The following is a 16,477-nucleotide window of genomic DNA, read 5'->3' as shown; positions in this document are numbered from 1 at the left end:
TGGTCCTGCGCGTCCGTTCCATTATAGTGAGTTGCAGCAGGGAAATATCAGATTGTGTGGTTTTGGATACAAAAACTAATCTTATCCCTATTAAATATTAAGCGTAAGTAACATCAACATTGTGATTTGTCTGTGCAGCGCGCAGCGACCTGCTGATTCAAGCCGCTAACTGTTGCAACATATATAAGCGCTGGTAGATGCCATCATCGATTTGCATCAGCGTGTCGTGCGGTCCTGACTCGGCGATGCGACCATGGTTGAGCACAATAATGCGATCGGCGTCGCGGATGGTCGACAGGCGGTGCGCGATGGCGATCACCGTCACCCGTCCGCGCAGTTCGCTCAAGGCCTCCTGCACGATCTGCTCGGTTTGGCTGTCGATGTGCGATGTCGCCTCGTCGAGCAGCAGGATGCGCGCAGCGCCGGCCAGGGCGCGGGCGATCGCCATCAGCTGCTTCTGGCCGGTGGACAGGCGCGAGCCACCTTCGCCCAGCTCGGTGGCATAACCCTGTTCCAGCGCCACGATGAAATCATGGGCATGCGCCGCGCGCGCGGCAGTTTCGATCTGCGCGTCGGAGAGGCCACGCCCCATGTCGATGTTTTCGCGCGCGCTGGCGGCCAGTAAAAACGGGTCTTGCGGCACCAGGCCCACCTCGTTGCGGAAGCGCGCATTGCCGATCGTCGCGAGCGGCTCGCCCAGGATCGCAATGCTGCCGCTGTCGGCGTCGTAGTAGCGCAGCAGCAGCGACAGCAGGGTGGACTTGCCGCTGCCGGTGTGGCCGACGATACCGATGAACGCGCCCTGGGCGATGTCGAGCGACAGGCCGTGCAGGACCGGCTGGCCGGGCACATAGCCAAACACGACGTCGTGCATGGAGACGGCCGGCGCATCCGCTGGCGCCCGCGCTGCGGGGGCGGGCTCGGCATCAAAGTGACGGCTGACGCCGTGTTCAGTTGCACCGGGTTCGTCGAGCAGCGTTGCCACGCGCGCGGTGGCCACCACGGCCTGTTGCAAGCCGCTGAACTGCATCGTAATCTGGATCATCGGTTCGACCACGCGGGCGATGTAGCTGACGAAGGCGTACAGCACGCCCACCTCGATGGCGCTCATCTCGCGCAGGCCAAAACTGAACAGGACAACCGCCAGCAGAACGACGTTGAGCATGTCGAGCGCTGGCCGCAATAAAAACGCATTCGCGCGCAGCTCGGCCAGGCGCGCCGTGTAGTGCTTGTCGTTGGTGGCGCCGAAGCGCGCGCCAAAGCGGCCGGCCGCATTGTTCGCCTGCAGCACGCTCATTCCGCCGATCGATTCGGCCATCTGGCCATTGATTTCGCTGCGCAGTGCGCGCGCGCGCGTGACGGCCGGCGCGGACAGGCGCTGGTACAGCCAGACGATGCCGACCACCGCCGGTACCAGGCACAGCACGATCAGCATCAGGCGCCAGTCCAGCCACGCCATCGCGATCATGGTGCCGACCAGGACGATGCTGCTGTCGAGGATCACGAACAATACCTGGATGTACAGCGTCTTGACCGCCTCCGTGTCGTTGGTGACGCGGCTGACCAGCTGACCCGTGATGGCGCGATCAAAAAACGACATCGGCAGGCGCAGCACGTGGCCGAACACCCATTCGCGCAGGCGCTGCACCGATCGCATGGCCAGACCGGACAGGCGCACCAGCTGCAGGTAGCGCAGCCAGGACGCGATCCAGCCCGATACCAGCAGGCCGCCCAGCAGCAGCCCCATGCGCTGCCAGTCGAGGTGGCGCGGCAGCAGGTGGTCGTCGATCAGCGCCTTGCCGAGCAAGGGGCCGAGTACTTCCAGGCCGGCGGCAATGACCAGCCAGAAGGTGGCCCAGCCGAGGTGACGCGCATCGGGACGGGCGGCGCGCGTGAGCAGGCTGGTTGCCTGGCGCATCGGGGTGATGGCGGGTTTTGGTTCAGATGGCATCGAGGCTGGCCTCCAGTTGTTGATAGCGCCATTGGCTGGCGTACCAGCCGTCCTTGGCGAGCAAGTCGTCGTGGCTGCCCGATTCGACGATGTGGCCGTCCTTCAGCACCACGATCAGATCGGCATTGACGACCGACGAGAGGCGGTGGCTGGCGATGATGGCCGACAGCCCTGGACGCGCGCGCCGCAGTTCGGCCAGGTGGTCGAGGATGCGGGTTTCGGTGCCGGTGTCGACCGCCGAGAGCGCGTCGTCCATCAGCAGCAGCGTCGATTCGGCCAGCAGCGAGCGGGCAATCGCCACGCGCTGGCGCTGGCCGCCGGACAGGGTCACACCCTTCTCGCCGACCGCGGTGTCGTAGCCGGCCGGGAAGCGCAGGATGTCGTCATGAATGGCGGCCATGTGCGCGGCCTGCTCGATCTGCGCGCGCGTGGCGTCGGGTCGGGCCAGGGCGATGTTCTCGGCGATCGTGGCCGAGAACAGAAACGATTCCTGCGGCACCCAGCTGATCGCCGCGCGCAGTGTTTCGAGCGTGTAGGCGGCCAGCGGCTGCCCGCCCCAGGTGGCGTCGCCCGCTTGCGGGGTGGCCTGTCGCAGCAGCACGCGCAGCAGCGTCGACTTGCCCGACCCGGTGGGGCCGACCAGTCCGAGCGTGCGGCCCGGTGGCAAGCTGATGCTGACGTTATCCAGAGCCGGGCGGCTTTGCCCTGCATAGGCATAGCGCACCGCGTGCAGCGCCAGCGGGCCGTCTGCCAGGCGCGTGAGGGCGCCGTGGTCATCGACCGACAGCGGCGCGTCGAGCAGCGGCTGCAGGCGTTGCAGGGCTGCCTTGCCGCGCTGGATCAGCGACAGCACCCAGCCGCACGCAAACATCGGCCAGATCAGCTGGCCCAGGTACATGGTAAAGCTGGTGAGCGCACCGATGGTCAGCTGCTGCTGCCAGATCAGGTAGCCGCCCAGGCCCAGCGTCAGGGCGCTGGCGGCGGTGAGGGTCAGGCCCACTGCCGGTTCGTACGCGGCTTCCCATTTTTGCGCGCTCAGCGAACTGTCGGCGGCGCGTGCGGCCAGTTCGCTGAACTGTTTGCTGCTGCGCTCTTCCAGCCCCAGTGCGCGCAAGGTGCGCACGCCCGACAGGGCTTCCTGGACATGGTCGTTCAATTTCGAGAAGCGCGTCAGCGAATCGGTGGCGGCCACGTGGATGTGGCGCGAGATGTACCAGAACGCGCCCGCCATCAGCGGAAACGGCAGCAGGGCGACGGCGGCCAGGCGCCAGTCGACGCCCAGCACCATGATGGCCAGCACCATGACCAGCGTGAGCAGGCCGTCGAAGCCGGCCAGCATCGCTTCGCCGGCGGCCATTTCGATGGCGTCGACGTCGTTGGTGGCCAGCGCCATCAGGTCGCCGGTGCGCTGCTGCTGATAAAAGGCGGGACCCTGGGCGGTCAGGCGCGCGTACAGGCGCGTGCGCAACTCGACCCCGAGTTGGTAGGCGGCGCCATACAGGCGCAGGCGCCAGCCGACGCGCAGCACGTAGATCGCCACGCCGAGCGCGACCAGCTCGGCCAGTTTCAGCAACAGGGCGTCGCGGTCGAGGGCGTGGGCAGCCAGGCCATCGATGGTGGCGCCGACAGTACGCGGAACCCAGACAGTGCAGACGGCCACGCCGACCAGCATGAAGGCCGATGACACATAGGCGCGACTATGGCGGCGCACAAATCCGCCGATCAGGCGCGATAAACTCATTACAACATCCTTGAAATGGGGCTGCCCGCGATGAAAAAAGCGGGCCGAAGCCCGCTAATTTACCCTGTTTAAGTGGATGACGCCGCCGGGCTAGCGTTTTCGGCTGCCCTTGGCCGCGCTGCCGCCGGCGCGTTTCGGCTGCGGCGCGGCGGCCGCTTCGAGGGGCGCCGCCACGGCATCGACCGGCGCGATGGCCGGCATGGCGATCGGCCCGGCTTCCGGCATCGGTGACGCGGCCGGGTGGGGCGCCTCGACCGGTGCGGCGGCGACCTTGCTGGCCGCCCTGGCGATTGGCCTGGCACGGGCCGCAATGGCCGGCGCCGGTTCAGGGTCCGCTTCGCCAAGCGGGTGCGTGCTGGGCAGGATGGCGGACGCGGACGGGGCGGCGGCCGGTTCGGCCGGCTCGTCCAGCGTCGCGGCGATTGGCGCCGGTGCGGCTTCTGCCACCGGTTCGCTGACCATGACCGGTGCCGCCGTCACGATGTGTTCCTCGGGCGCGGGCGCCGGTGCAGCGGCCGGCGCCACTGCTGGCTGGTTGGCGATCTCGAACAGCTTGCGGCTGTAGGCCATGGCGGCCTCGACCTGCGTCTGGGTCTGGCTGGTCAATACCATCAGGTCGCGTGGATCGCGCACGTCAGCCAGCTGGCGCACGGCGCCGGCGGTGTGGTCGAGCGCGGCGCGCGTGGTCTGGAGATTCAGGGCCAGGATGCGCTCGGCGTTCTCGAAGGCGCGCGCGCTGAAGGCCTGAAAATAATCGATCTGTTTTGCGAGCTGTTCTTTTCCCGCGTCGGATAACTTGTCTGGAAATGTCATGCTTCTTCCTCTCAGTGGTGTATGGCGCGCTGCAATATATGATGGGAAGTGTAGCGAGGAACGGCAATGATGGAAAGAGGAATCTTGCCGCTAACTTCTTCCATTGCGGCACTAAAACGCTGCAAGCGGCGCTACAATCACTTCACCTCTAGACAGGAGTACGCATGGACCTCGTCATTCGCAACGCCACGCTGCCCGATGGCACCCAGCACATCGATATCGCGGTGCAGCACGGCCGCATCGCCGCCGTCGGCGTGCGCCTGGCCGTCACCGGCGCGCGTGAAATCGACGCCGCCGGCGACCTGGTCACGCCGCCCTTCGTCGACGCCCACTTCCACATGGACGCCACCCTCAGCTACGGCCTGCCGCGCGTGAACGCGTCCGGCACGCTGCTCGAAGGGATCGCGCTGTGGGGCGAGCTGAAACCCGACCTGACGCAGCAGGCGCTGGTCGAACGCGCGCTGCAGTACTGCGACTGGGCCGCCGCGCGCGGCCTGCTTGCCATCCGCACCCACGTCGACATCTGCGACGACCGCCTGCTGGCGGTCGAAGCGCTGCTCGACGTGAAACGCCAGGTGGCGCCGTACATCGACCTGCAACTAGTGGCTTTTCCCCAGGACGGCATCCTGCGCAGCCGCAACGCGTTCGCCAACCTGAAGCGGGCCATTGCGATGGGTGTCGACGTGGTCGGCGGGATTCCCCATTTCGAGCGCACCATGGCGCAGGGCGCCGAATCGGTGCGGCTGCTGTGCGAATTCGCGGCTGAACGGGGACTGATGGTCGACATGCATTGCGACGAATCGGACGACCCCATGTCGCGCCATATCGAAACACTGGCGTACGAGACCCAGCGCCTCGGCCTGCACGGACGCGTCACCGGCTCGCACCTGACCTCGATGCACTCGATGGACAATTATTATGTGAGCAAACTGCTGCCGCTGATCGCCGAAGCGGGTGTCGCGGCGATTGCCAACCCGCTCATCAACATCACGCTGCAGGGCCGCCACGACACCTATCCGAAGCGGCGCGGCATGACCCGCGTGCCGGAACTCATGGCGGCCGGCGTCGACGTCGCCTTCGGGCACGACTGCGTGATGGACCCGTGGTACGGGCTCGGCTCCGGCGACATGCTGGAAGTGGCGCACATGGGACTGCACGTGGCGCAGATGACCGGGCAGGCCGCGATGCATGCATGCTTCCTGGCCGTGACGGAGACGCCCGCGCGCATCCTCGGCCTGCAGGGTTATGGCTTGTCGGTGGGCTGCCACGCCGATTTCGTGCTGCTCGATGCGGGCAGCACGGTGGAGGCGATCCGGCTGCGCGCCGCCCGTCGCGCCGTGGTGCGGCGCGGTGTCGTGATCAGCGAGGCGCCGCGCGCGGCCGCGACGCTCAATTTGCCGGGGCGGCCGGGCAGTGTCGATTTCCGGCTGGGGCGCCGCGTGCCAGAGGCGCGCCAATGAAGATCGCTGAAACCGCAAGGCTTATCCTGCGCACCGCGACCCTGGACGACGCGCCGTTCTACCTCGCACTGCTCAACGACCCCGGCTTCATCACCCACATCGCGGACCGCAACGTCCGCACCGTCGACGCCGCCCGCCAGTCGCTGCAGGATGGCCCCATCGCCATGCAGGCCGCGCGCGGCCATTCGATGTACGTGGTCGAATTGAACGGCGCGCCCATCGGCATGAGCGGCTTGATCAAGCGTGATGCGCTGCCCGAGCCGGACATCGGCTACGCCTTCCTCGCCGCCCACTGCGGCAACGGCTACGCCTGGGAAGCCGCCTGCGCGGTGCTGCAGCATGCGCAGGCACTCGGGATGGCGCGCATCATGGCCATCACGTCGCTGGACAATATTGCGTCGATCCGCCTGCTGGAAAAATGCGGCCTGCGGTACCAGGGCGTGCAGACCATCGCGCCGTACACGACCGACAGCAATGTGTATCTGGCCGAACTGGGTGCGATTATGGCTGCAGGCCGTAGCGGTCAATAAAATCTTTCACGCCGTCGGGATGGGCGGCCAGCCATGTGTCGAACGCGGCCCGGTAAGGTGGCCGATAGCTCAGCACCAGCAAGGCCGGTTCCAGCTGGCCGTCGCGCTGCATGGCCTGCATTTGCAGCAGCGCCGGATCGGTCAGGGTCTTGCCTGATGCTGCACTGGCTTGGTCCGCAATTTTGAGGGCCGTGCGCCACGCTTCCAGTTCGATCGCATACACCGTTTTGACTTTCCCGCTGTCGGCAGTGCGCGCATTCACTTCGGCCAGCGCCAGCGACAGCGCAAACGCCAGATCCGGCGCACTGTCCTTGCGCACCCCCGTGTTATCCAGGTTCACCTTGTATTTGCCGTCCGCCCCCACCGACACGTGGCTGCCACGTTCCAGGTGCAGGGAGCGCAGCGGCCTTTGCTGCGCCGCGCGCAGGCTGGCCAGGTGGTTCCAGGTATTGCGGTCGGCCGGATTGGCCATGACGGCGCGGTACAGCGCCTGTGCAGCCGGCTCGCGCTTGCCCTGCCGGGCGAGACTGTCGGCCAGGAAGCGCCACCCTTGGGCATTTTCTGGCGCGATCTCGGTCGCGCGGCGGAACTGCGCCTCGGCGTGCGCCCAGTCCTGCTGCGCGAAATAGCAGTCGCCCGCGCCGATCCAGGCCAGCTCCCAGAGCGGGTCGAGCGCCATCACCGCCTCGTATTGCGCGCGCGCTGCGTCGAACTGGCGTTGCGTGAACAGCACTTCGGCCTGCTGCATCGCCGCGCGAGCCGCGGGAGGCGGCACGTGCGCTGTGACTACCGGCCCGTCGAGAATCTGGCGCAGGACGTCCTGGGTCATGGGGTTGGCCGGTTCCAGGCGCAGCGCCTGGCGCGTCAGCGCTTCGGCCTGATCACGCAGCTTGCCAGCCTGCGCTTGCTCGCTGTGCCAGGACATGTCGATCAGCATGGTGGCGGCCGACACCAGCGGCCAGGTGGCTTCAGGCGCCGCTGCGATGGCCGCCTTGAATTTTTCGTAGGCCTGCTGCTTCTTGCCTTGATAGGACAGCAGAGTACCTTCATCGACCAGCGCCAGGCAGACATCGACGCAGGGTGTGGCGCTCCAGGCCGATGGTGTGGCCAAGGCCAGGGTCAAGGCAAGTGTCGCAATTCGCATAGTGTCCGCTCGGAATTAAAAAGCCATCGTACCGCGCGCGCATGCGCCGGTGTCTCTCCAATTGTCACGCGCAGGTAAAAGGACGGCAGCATGCCATCGGTGTAGGATACCGGCATCGTCGTCAACCGGAAGGGGCACTTTCATGAGCGCTTCATTTGAACACATCGGCATGCTCGGCTTCGACGTTTTCGGCACCGTCGTCGACTGGCGCACCAGCGTCGCTCGTGCTTGCGAGCCGTTCCTGCGCAAGCACGGCATCGCAGCCGATCCGCTGGCCTTTGCCGACGCCTGGCGCGCCGGCTACCAGCCGGCCATGGAAGAAGTGCGCAGCCACCGCCGGCCCTGGGTCAAGCTCGATATCCTCACCCTCGAAAACCTGCAAACGGTGCTGCAGCAGCATGGCGTGAGGGCAGAAGATATCCCCTTCATCGCGCTGGAAGATCTGAACCGCTGCTGGGAGCGGCTCGACCCGTGGCCCGACGCGGTCGAAGGGCTGCTGCGCCTCAAGCAGCGCTTCGCCATCGCGCCCTTCTCGAACGGCCACATCGCCGGCATGCTGCGCCTGGCGCGCTACGGCCGCTTGCCGTGGGACGTCATCCTTGGCGCCGAAATCGCCCATGCCTACAAGCCGCAGCCGGCGGTGTACCTGGCGTCCTGCGAGGCGGCTGGCCTGGCCCCCACCGAAGTGTGCATGGTGGCGGCCCACAACAACGACCTGCTCGCTGCGCGCGCCCTCGGCCTGCGCACCATTTTCCTGCGCCGGCCGCACGAGCACGGGCCGCAGCAAAGCACCGACCTGGCGCCCGACCACGCGTGGGATGTCGTCGCCGAAAGCATGCTGGACGTGGCGCATGCACTTGGCTGCTGAGCTCACGTATCATGGACGTTAATTCACCCCTCAAGGAGTTTTCATGCGCCTGCTTATCGCTCTCATCCTGCCCTGGCTTACCTTCTTCACGATCGGCCGCCCCATCGCCGGCGTCATCTGCCTGATCCTGCAAATCACCGTGATCGGCTGGCTGCCGGCCGCCATCTGGGCCGTGTATGCACTCAGTCAGTACAACACTGACAAAAAAATCGACGAGGCGATGCGCCAGCGCGGTTGATTTGCCCCAGCATCTGCCTCCGCCGCTATCACAGCTGGCTGGGGCATATTTGATGCAGCGCAAAGATTTTAAAGAGCCGTCTTTCTACACTCCCTGCAACAGGATCTTGCTCAAGCCCGGGCGGTCCATCAGCAGGAAGTGTCCATGTCTTTAGTTTCTCCCACGTTCGATGCGCCGCTGCTGCGCAAACTCGGCCGCCCCGGTCCGCGCTACACCTCGTACCCCACCGCCGACCGCTTCCAGAACGGGTTCGGCTACCGCGACTATCTCGCCGCCGTGGCCCACCGCCGCACGCGCCAGAGCGGCACGCCGCTGTCGCTGTACGTGCACATCCCGTTCTGCGCGTCGATCTGCTACTACTGCGCCTGCAACAAGATCGTCACGCGCGAGCGCGACAAGGCCGCCGTCTACCTCGATTACCTGAAGCGTGAAATCACCATGCAGGCGGCACTCTACGACGGCATGAACCGCGTCGACCAGCTGCACCTGGGCGGCGGCACGCCGACCTATCTGTCGGACGCGCAAATGGACGAGCTGATGGCGCACCTGCGCAGCCACTTTCAATTCGCGCCCGACGCGGTGGGCGAATATGCCATCGAAATCGATCCGCGTACGGTCACGGTGGAGCGCATTGCCAGCCTGCGCCGGCAAGGCTTCAATCGTTTGAGCCTGGGCGTGCAGGATTATGACGAGCGGGTGCAGCGCGCCGTGAACCGCATCCAGCCCGAGGTGCAGACCCAGGCGATCATCGACGCCGCCCGGGCATTTGGCTACCGCTCGGTGAACATCGACCTGATCTACGGCCTGCCGCTGCAGACGCTTGCGACGATGGCGACCACGCTCGAGCGGGTGATCGCGGCCGACCCGGACCGCATCGCGCTGTACCACTACGCCCACATGCCGCACCTGTTCAAGGCGCAGCGCATGCTGCAGGACGCTGACATGCCCGGCGCCGACGCCAAGCTGGCCATGCTGGGCCTGGCCATCGAACGGCTGGCTACGGCGGGGTATGTGTATATCGGCATGGACCATTTCGCCAAGCCGGACGACGAGCTGGCGGTGGCGCAGCGCCAGGGCCGGCTGCACCGCAACTTCCAGGGCTATTCGACGCATGCCGACGCCGACATCGTCGCGTTCGGCGTGTCCGCCATCGGCGCCGTGGGCGCCACCTACAGCCAGAACGCCAAGCACCTGACGGCCTACTATGCCGGCATCGACGCCAGCACGCTGCCCATCGAACGGGGCGTGACGCTGTCCATGGACGACGCGCTGCGGCGCTCCCTGATCGGGAGTTTGATGTGCCATTTTGAGCTGTCGGTGGCCGCCTTCGAGCAGGCGTTTCCGATCGCCTTTGCCGATTATTTCGCGCAGGAGCTGGCGGCGCTGGCCGACCTCGAGGCCGACGGCCTGGCCACGGTTACGCCCGACTGGATCACGGTCACGCCGAAAGGGCGCCTGTTAATCCGGAATATCTGCATGGTGTTCGACCGCTACCTCGAGTCTGGCCAGCGCCATTCCGCCACGGTCTAAACGAGTGGGCTGCACTGCTCCGTGCCGGCCGCGAGCGCCTGCAGGCGCGCCGGTTCGCGCAGGGTGATGGCGCGCTTGGTCACTGCCAGCAGGCCGAGCGTCTTGAAGCGTGACAGCAGGCGGCTGACGCTTTCGATGGTCAGGCCCAGGTAATTGCCGATGTCTTCGCGCGACATGCGCAGCTCGAACTGGGTCGAGGAGTAGCCGCGCGCGGCGTAGCGGGCCGCCAGGTTGGTGAGAAACACCGCGAAGCGCTGCTCGGCGCGCATATTCCCCAGCAGCAGCATGACGTTCTGCTCGCGCGTGATTTCGCCGCTCATCATGCGGTGGAAGTGGCGCAGCAGATTCGGCATCTCGCCAAACAGGCCTTCGAGCGTATCGAAGGGAATCTCGCATACTTCGCTGTCTTCCAGCGCCACCGCGTCGCACTGGTGCCGTTCGCTGCTGATGGCGTCCATGCCGAGCAGTTCGCCGGCCATCTGGAAGCCGGTGATCTGCTGGCCGCCGGCGGCGTTGATCTGGGAGGTCTTGAAATGGCCGAAGCGGATCGCGTACAGCGACTTGAATGGCGCATCCATCTGGTACAGGCGTTCGCCGCTGGCGATGCGGCGGCGGCGGCCGATGACCTGGTCGAGGCGGGCCATGTCGTTGTCGGACAGGCCCATGGGCAGGCACAGCTGGTGCATGCTGCAGGTGGCGCAGCCGGCTTTGATGGCGGGGAGGGGGGAAGTTGTCATGGCGCCGATTCTACTGCTTCGTGCTGGCTCATGGTGCGAAACGGGCATTTTAGCGGTAGACGGCGCGGCGGCGCTTTGCGGCGCTGCCGCGCGAGCGTTATCGATTTTGTCGAAGTGGTATGGGTTCCCGCCTGCGCGGGAATGACGTATCTGAGAGCGCTGGCCTTGAAAACGTCATCCCGGCGCAGGCCGGGATCCATGCTGAATTTGCAGCACCAACCCGGCGTCGTTCAGTTCAACTCCAGCACCACCGCCGACCGCGCCGGCAATTTCACCTCGGTCCGCAAATCAAAGCGCGCGCCGGTCAACACATCGACCCCGCCGCTGACGCCAGCGAGCATCTCGCGGAAGCGCTCAGCCTTGAGTACCTTCTCGCCGGGGTTGTTGTTGAAGGCGACCATCACCTTCTTCTTGCCGTCATAGCGGAAGTAAACGTAGGTGTTTTCTTCGGCCCCGTAATGCATCATTTTCCCGTGATGGATCAGCGGCTGCGTCTTGCGCCAGTTGACCAGCTTTTTGACAAAGGCCTGCGCTTCGGCTTCTTTGGCGCCGAGGTTGCGGCCGCTGAAAGCGTCGATGCTGTCGCCCTTCCAGCCGCCCGGGAAATCGGTGCGGTAGCTCGAGTCGTTGCGTTCCTTGGTCGAACTGGTCATGAGGATTTCGTCGCCGCTGTAGAACTGCGGAATGCGCGGCATGGTCATCAGGAACACAATGTCCATCTTGTACTTGCCCATGTCTTCACCCACCACGCTGTAGATGCGCGAGGTATCGTGGTTGCCGGCGAAGACAACCAGATTGCCCGGATTCGGGTACAGGTAATCGAGCGACAGCGTCTCGTAGACATTCGAGAAGACGTTGCCGCCATTGGCGTCGGCCAGGCCGTCGCGCATCGCTTCGGTCATCGGGAAGTCCATCATGCTCGGCATCGAGCTGACGTACCCGTCCGGATTGACTTTGCCCTTCTGCCAGTGCGCCACCACGGCCGGCTGCTTGTGCCACTCTTCGCCGACCAGGTTGATGTTCGGGTACTCGGCCATCACGCGCCGCGTGTAGTCGGTCAAAAAGGCGCCGTCGGAGTAGCCGAAGGTGTCGATGCGCAGGCCCGACAAGCCAGCGTTTTCGATCCACCAGATATTGTTCTGGATGAGGTAATTGGCCACCAGCGGATTGGTCTGGTTCAGGTCGGGCATGCCCGGTGCAAACCAGCCGGTGGTGAAGTTCTCCTTGTCCTCGGTCGATGCGTACGGGTCCTGCACCGCGGTGTGATGGTGTTGCGTGGCGACGAATTTGGCCCCGTGGTTGACCCAGTCCGGCGTCGGCTTGTCCTTCATCCACCAGTGGCCAATGCCGATGTGCGACAGCACCACGTCCTGGATCAGGCCAATGCCTTGCGTGCGTGCGCTGTTTGACAGGCGCAGATAGTCGTCATTGCTGCCGTAGCGCGGATCGATCTTGTAGTGGTCGGTGGCCGCGTAGCCGTGATAGGACGCGTTCGGCATGTCGTTAACCACCAGCGGGGTTGGCCACAGCTGGGTGAAGCCCATGTCCTTGATGTAGCCGAGACGGTCGATCATGCCCTGGATGTCGCCGCCGTGGCGACCGTATCCGAGCTGGCGGTTGCCCTTGTCGGCCATGCCGGCCACCGTGTCGTTGGACGGGTCGCCGTTGGCGAAGCGGTCGGGCATGAGCAGGTAAATCACGTCGCTACTGTCGAAGCCGTGGCGCTGGCTTGAACCTGGCGCGCGCTGGCGCAGCTGGTAGCGGTATTGCGCCGTGCGGCCATTGCCCTTGAAGGCGATGTCGAAGGCGCCAGCCGCCGCATCCTTGTCCATGTCCAGGTCGATGAACAGGTAATTCGGATTGGCCACGCGGGTCACGCCGGCGATGCGCACGCCGGGGTAATTGAGCGTCGGTTGCAGCTCGGCGATACGCGCGCCGTGCACCATCAATTGCAGCTTGTTGCTGGCCATGCCGGCCCACCAGAACGGCGGCTCGAGGTGCTCGATGGCAGGTGCGGCAAGGACGGCCTGCGGCTGCAAGGCCGTTATTACCAGCAACATCGCGAGGGCAAAAGTCTTCATGGTTGTCTCCATTTTATGTGATTAGGAAGGTCAGTCGATACTGTAGTCAGACTACGAAAATGCGGTGTGGCAAGTCGAAAAACGTGCCCCAACTGGCTGGATGGGCGCAAGAATAACCGATCGGTAGCGCAGCGGACAAGATCGGCAATTTTAGTCTAGCTACACCTGCATGTTTAGCCAGGTATTGTGACTTGCGGGCATAAATACGCCCTAAATCGGTGCATTTACCCTCCGGGAATGGTGCAACACAGTGAAATGTAGTCAGCCTACAAGTCAAAATGAAGGTAATTGTGACTGATTTACAACGAGATTTGGTCGAATTCTGGCTGAAACGGATGAAAATGCCATGCTGCGTCGACTTGGTGCGAGTCACGTTGACAGTGCATCTAGTTTTAGTACAAAATTCCTAATAGAACGTCTTTTAGAGCGTTTGCATGCACCCGTGTTGTAGGCTCAAGAGCTGTAGTTGCGGGCAATTAATGGTTCAGATAATTGAGGGGACACATGAAAATTTTCGCAAGCAAGCGCGTCGCAAGCGCGTCCAATAGCATCGCCTTCCGGTTGCATCCAGTCGCCGCCGGCGCCGCCATCCTGGCCGCGTTCGCCAGCAGCGCTTACGCCGAGACGGAAGTGGCCGCACCAGCCGCGCCGACCGAGCAAACCGCAGTACAGAATCCAGGTTTGAATCAGGCTGACACCACGTCGCAGGCGAATGCCGCGACCGAGCCAGCCATCCAGACGGTGAAAGTGACCGGTATCCGCCGCGGTATCGAGGCAGCCATCTCCGTCAAGAAAAACAACGACTCCATCGTCGAAGCCATTTCGGCCGAAGACATCGGCAAGCTGCCCGATTCGAGCATCGCCGAATCGATCGCGCGCCTGCCAGGCGTGACCGCCCAGCGTACCGCCGGCCGTGCATCGGCCATCTCGATTCGCGGCATGTCGCCCGACTTCTCGACCGCGCTGCTCAACGGCCGCGAACAGGTGTCGACCGGCGACAGCCGCGGCGTCGAATTCGACCAGTACCCGTCCGAGCTGCTCTCAAGCGTGGTCATCTACAAAACCCCTGACGGTGCTTTGGTCGGCCAGGGCTTGTCGGGCACCGTCGACATGCAGACGGTGCGTCCGCTCGATTTCTCGAAGCGCACCATCGCCGTCAACGCGCGCAAGGAAAAGAACAGCCTGGGCCTGACCCAAAATGGCGACGGCAAGCGTTACAGCCTGTCGTACATCGACCAGTTCGCCGACCGCACCATTGGTGTGGCGCTCGGTTTCGCACGCCTGGACAGCAAGTCAGGCGAGCGCACCCGCTTCGAATCGTGGGGCAATGGCACGGTCAAGTCGGTCAATGGCGTCAGCCTGGGCCAGACCAACGGCGTCGATAACACCGTCCAGGTGCCGTACAACGGCTTCAACGCCTTCACCGACGTCGAAAGCCAGAAGCGCGATGGCGCGATGGCCGTGCTCCAGTTCCGTCCGAACAAAAACTTCTCGAGCACGCTCGACCTGTTCTATTCGAAGTTCGACAACGACAAGGCAACCCACGGCATCCAGGTGCCGCTGAACGACACGACCAACAACGCATTCGACAAGCCGGGTGAGTTGATCAACGCGACCGTCGTCAATGGCGTTGCCACCTCCGGCAGCTTCAATAATGTGCGCGCCGTGGTGCGCAACGAGGCAACGAGCTTCTCGGATACCTCCAAGTCGGTCGGCTGGAACAACAAGCTGAAATTGAACGACGACTGGACTGCCAGCGTCGACCTGTCGTACAACACCGCCGTGCGCAACGGCGCCAATGCCGAAGCCTACGCCGGCACCACCGGCGCGCTGGACACCGTCAGCTTCACCGGCGGCAGTGAAATTTTTAAAACCGGCTTGAACTACGCCGACCCGAACATCGTCAAGCTGACCGACGTGCAGGGCTGGGGCGGCGCCGACATCCAGGCTGGCTACACCAAGATCCCACACGTGGCCGACAAAATCCGTGCGGCCCGGTTCGACCTGGCGCGCGATCTGCCGGACGGCTGGTGGTTCAGCAAGCTGATGGTTGGTGCGAACTACACGACCCGCTCGAAGCAGCGTGACTACACCGAAGCACTGCTGTCGATCAAAGGTAACAGCAGCCCGTTCGCCTCGGCAGCCGTGCCGAACGCCACCGCCGCCGTTGCCGGCACCACCGGCATTCCGGTCCTGGCCTTCGATCCGGTTGCCAACGCCGCCGTGTACAACGCCAACCGCAAGAACCATCCTGATATCTACAACAAGGACTGGGTCGTCAATGAGCGCGTCAGCACCGGCTTTGCCAAGCTGAACATCGATTCGCAAGTCTCGTCGATCCCGCTGCGCGGCGCGCTGGCCCTGCAGTTCGTGCATACCGTCCAGGATTCGACGGCGTTCTCGGTCGATAGCGCCACGCCAGGCAGCACCGAGACCAGCCGGCCGACGACACCGTACACCAACGGCACCAGCTACAGCGACGTGCTGCCGAGCCTGAACCTGATCGGTGACCTGGGCAACCAGCAATCGCTGCGTTTCTCGGTCTCGAAGATCATGGCGCGTCCGACCATGAACGACATGCGTGCATCGAGCAGCTTCGGCCTCGACGCTACCAAGACACCACGCGAGTTCTCCGGCAGTGGCGGCACGCCGACCCTGAAGCCGTTCCGTGCCAAGGGTATCGACCTGTCGTATGAAAAGTACTGGGACACCAAGGCATACGTCAGCCTGGCGACCTTCTACAAGAAGCTCGATACCTACATCGTGAATACCAGCGAAAGCGTCGACTTCACGCCGTACGTGTTGCCAACGACGATCCAGTTGCCATCGAACATCGGTTCCTTCACCCATCCGGTCAACGGTTCCGGCGGCAAGATCAAGGGTGTCGAGTTTGCTGTGTCGGTGCCGCTGAACCTGGCCACGCGCTACCTCGACGGCTTCGGCGTGGTCTTCAATGCATCGCAAACTTCCAGCGACGTGAACGTTCCCGATACCACCGACGGCGCGGTGGCGGGCGCCAAGATCGACTTGCCAGGCCTGTCGAAACGCGTTGCCAGCCTGACCGTGTACTACGAAAAAGCCGGCTTCTCGGCCCGCGTGGCAGAGCGCTATCGTTCGGACTTCATCGGTGAAGTCAACCGCGTTGAAGGCGACCGCCAGCTGACGTACGTCCAGGCGGAAAAGCAGATCGACCTGCAACTCGGCTACGAATTCGAGAACGGTCCGATGAAAGGTCTGTCGATCATGGCGCAGATGACCAACCTCGGCAACGAACCGTTCCGCCGCTATCGCAGGACGCGCGACAACAACATCGAAAACACGACGTACGGCCGCACCGTGCTGTTTGGTTTGAACTACAAGATGTAATATTGGCGCGAGCCGGAC

General features: G+C 64.1%; 12 protein-coding genes. 6 read left to right on the top strand and 6 right to left on the bottom strand.

The features are described from left to right. Nucleotides 1-157 precede the first annotated feature (157 nt). From V6M87_RS08255 to V6M87_RS08245, 3 genes are all read right to left on the bottom strand, one after another. Nucleotides 158-1,951 carry an ABC transporter ATP-binding protein gene (locus V6M87_RS08255; protein WP_332876133.1) on the bottom strand — a complete coding sequence of 598 codons (1,794 nt, stop codon included), beginning with the start codon at nucleotides 1,949-1,951 and terminating at the stop codon, nucleotides 158-160. Next, nucleotides 1,941-3,692, bottom strand: coding sequence for an ABC transporter ATP-binding protein (locus V6M87_RS08250; RefSeq protein ID WP_332876132.1), 1,752 nt, complete (start codon nucleotides 3,690-3,692; stop codon nucleotides 1,941-1,943). Before V6M87_RS08250 ends, V6M87_RS08255 begins: the two co-directional genes overlap by 11 nt. 90 nt (nucleotides 3,693-3,782) lie before the next feature. Next, nucleotides 3,783-4,505 (bottom strand): phasin family protein, encoded by a 723-nt coding sequence (locus V6M87_RS08245; RefSeq protein WP_332876131.1) that lies wholly within the window; start codon nucleotides 4,503-4,505, stop codon nucleotides 3,783-3,785. 164 nt (nucleotides 4,506-4,669) lie between these two features. On the opposite strand from V6M87_RS08245, the gene V6M87_RS08240 reads away from it, so the two are divergent. After that, nucleotides 4,670-5,965 (top strand): amidohydrolase family protein, encoded by a 1,296-nt coding sequence (locus V6M87_RS08240; protein WP_332876130.1) that lies wholly within the window; start codon nucleotides 4,670-4,672, stop codon nucleotides 5,963-5,965. Then, nucleotides 5,962-6,495, top strand: coding sequence for a GNAT family N-acetyltransferase (locus V6M87_RS08235; RefSeq protein ID WP_332876129.1), 534 nt, complete (start codon nucleotides 5,962-5,964; stop codon nucleotides 6,493-6,495). The genes V6M87_RS08240 and V6M87_RS08235 overlap by 4 nt, the downstream gene beginning before the upstream one ends. On the opposite strand, the gene V6M87_RS08230 is transcribed toward V6M87_RS08235, so the two are convergent. Then, on the bottom strand, nucleotides 6,467-7,639 hold the full coding sequence (locus V6M87_RS08230) for a tetratricopeptide repeat protein (RefSeq protein ID WP_332876128.1): 1,173 nt from the start codon (nucleotides 7,637-7,639) through the stop codon (nucleotides 6,467-6,469). The genes V6M87_RS08235 and V6M87_RS08230 overlap by 29 nt on opposite strands. Before the next feature lie 142 nt (nucleotides 7,640-7,781). Here V6M87_RS08230 and V6M87_RS08225 point away from each other — a divergent pair, with 142 nt between their 5' ends. The 3 genes from V6M87_RS08225 (at nucleotide 7,782) to hemN (ending at nucleotide 10,275) form a co-directional block, all read left to right on the top strand. Continuing rightward, complete coding sequence (locus V6M87_RS08225; protein WP_332876127.1) at nucleotides 7,782-8,507, top strand: haloacid dehalogenase type II; 726 nt, start codon at nucleotides 7,782-7,784, stop codon at nucleotides 8,505-8,507. 43 nt (nucleotides 8,508-8,550) lie between these two features. Next, nucleotides 8,551-8,745 carry a YqaE/Pmp3 family membrane protein gene (locus V6M87_RS08220; protein WP_332876126.1) on the top strand — a complete coding sequence of 65 codons (195 nt, stop codon included), beginning with the start codon at nucleotides 8,551-8,553 and terminating at the stop codon, nucleotides 8,743-8,745. Nucleotides 8,746-8,889: 144 nt separating this feature from the next. Then, the gene (gene hemN, locus V6M87_RS08215) at nucleotides 8,890-10,275 is read left to right on the top strand and encodes an oxygen-independent coproporphyrinogen III oxidase (RefSeq protein WP_332876125.1); all 1,386 of its coding nucleotides are present in this window, start codon (nucleotides 8,890-8,892) and stop codon (nucleotides 10,273-10,275) included. Here hemN and fnr read toward each other — a convergent pair. Next, complete coding sequence (fnr, locus tag V6M87_RS08210; RefSeq protein ID WP_332876124.1) at nucleotides 10,272-11,012, bottom strand: fumarate/nitrate reduction transcriptional regulator Fnr; 741 nt, start codon at nucleotides 11,010-11,012, stop codon at nucleotides 10,272-10,274. The genes hemN and fnr overlap by 4 nt on opposite strands. A gap of 230 nt (nucleotides 11,013-11,242) precedes the next feature. Beyond that, nucleotides 11,243-13,093: a glycoside hydrolase family 13 protein gene (locus V6M87_RS08205; RefSeq protein ID WP_332876123.1), complete on the bottom strand. Its 1,851-nt coding sequence runs from the start codon at nucleotides 13,091-13,093 to the stop codon at nucleotides 11,243-11,245. A gap of 504 nt (nucleotides 13,094-13,597) precedes the next feature. On the opposite strand from V6M87_RS08205, the gene V6M87_RS08200 reads away from it, so the two are divergent. After that, nucleotides 13,598-16,459: a TonB-dependent receptor gene (locus V6M87_RS08200; RefSeq protein WP_332876122.1), complete on the top strand. Its 2,862-nt coding sequence runs from the start codon at nucleotides 13,598-13,600 to the stop codon at nucleotides 16,457-16,459. Nucleotides 16,460-16,477: the final 18 nt, after the last annotated feature.

Origin of the sequence: Massilia sp. S19_KUP03_FR1 (assembly GCF_036688685.1) — a bacterium.
Taxonomy (GTDB): Bacteria; Pseudomonadota; Gammaproteobacteria; order Burkholderiales; family Burkholderiaceae_D; genus JALYUM01.
Note: the sequence above shows the minus strand (reverse complement) of the source record. Positions and strands in the feature narration are given on the sequence as shown.

Bases quoted from the DNA above. Each gene is read 5' to 3' on its own strand.
- V6M87_RS08200 (WP_332876122.1), top strand. From the start codon at position 13,598: ATGAAAATTTTCGCAAGCAAGCGCGTCGCAAGCGCGTCCAATAGCATC.
- V6M87_RS08245 (WP_332876131.1), bottom strand. From the start codon at position 4,505: ATGACATTTCCAGACAAGTTATCCGACGCGGGAAAAGAACAGCTCGCA.
- V6M87_RS08250 (WP_332876132.1), bottom strand. From the start codon at position 3,692: ATGAGTTTATCGCGCCTGATCGGCGGATTTGTGCGCCGCCATAGTCGC.
- hemN (WP_332876125.1), top strand. From the start codon at position 8,890: ATGTCTTTAGTTTCTCCCACGTTCGATGCGCCGCTGCTGCGCAAACTC.
- fnr (WP_332876124.1), bottom strand. From the start codon at position 11,012: ATGACAACTTCCCCCCTCCCCGCCATCAAAGCCGGCTGCGCCACCTGC.
- V6M87_RS08220 (WP_332876126.1), top strand. From the start codon at position 8,551: ATGCGCCTGCTTATCGCTCTCATCCTGCCCTGGCTTACCTTCTTCACG.
- V6M87_RS08205 (WP_332876123.1), bottom strand. From the start codon at position 13,093: ATGAAGACTTTTGCCCTCGCGATGTTGCTGGTAATAACGGCCTTGCAG.
- V6M87_RS08230 (WP_332876128.1), bottom strand. From the start codon at position 7,639: ATGCGAATTGCGACACTTGCCTTGACCCTGGCCTTGGCCACACCATCG.
- V6M87_RS08240 (WP_332876130.1), top strand. From the start codon at position 4,670: ATGGACCTCGTCATTCGCAACGCCACGCTGCCCGATGGCACCCAGCAC.
- V6M87_RS08255 (WP_332876133.1), bottom strand. From the start codon at position 1,951: ATGCCATCTGAACCAAAACCCGCCATCACCCCGATGCGCCAGGCAACC.
- V6M87_RS08225 (WP_332876127.1), top strand. From the start codon at position 7,782: ATGAGCGCTTCATTTGAACACATCGGCATGCTCGGCTTCGACGTTTTC.
- V6M87_RS08235 (WP_332876129.1), top strand. From the start codon at position 5,962: ATGAAGATCGCTGAAACCGCAAGGCTTATCCTGCGCACCGCGACCCTG.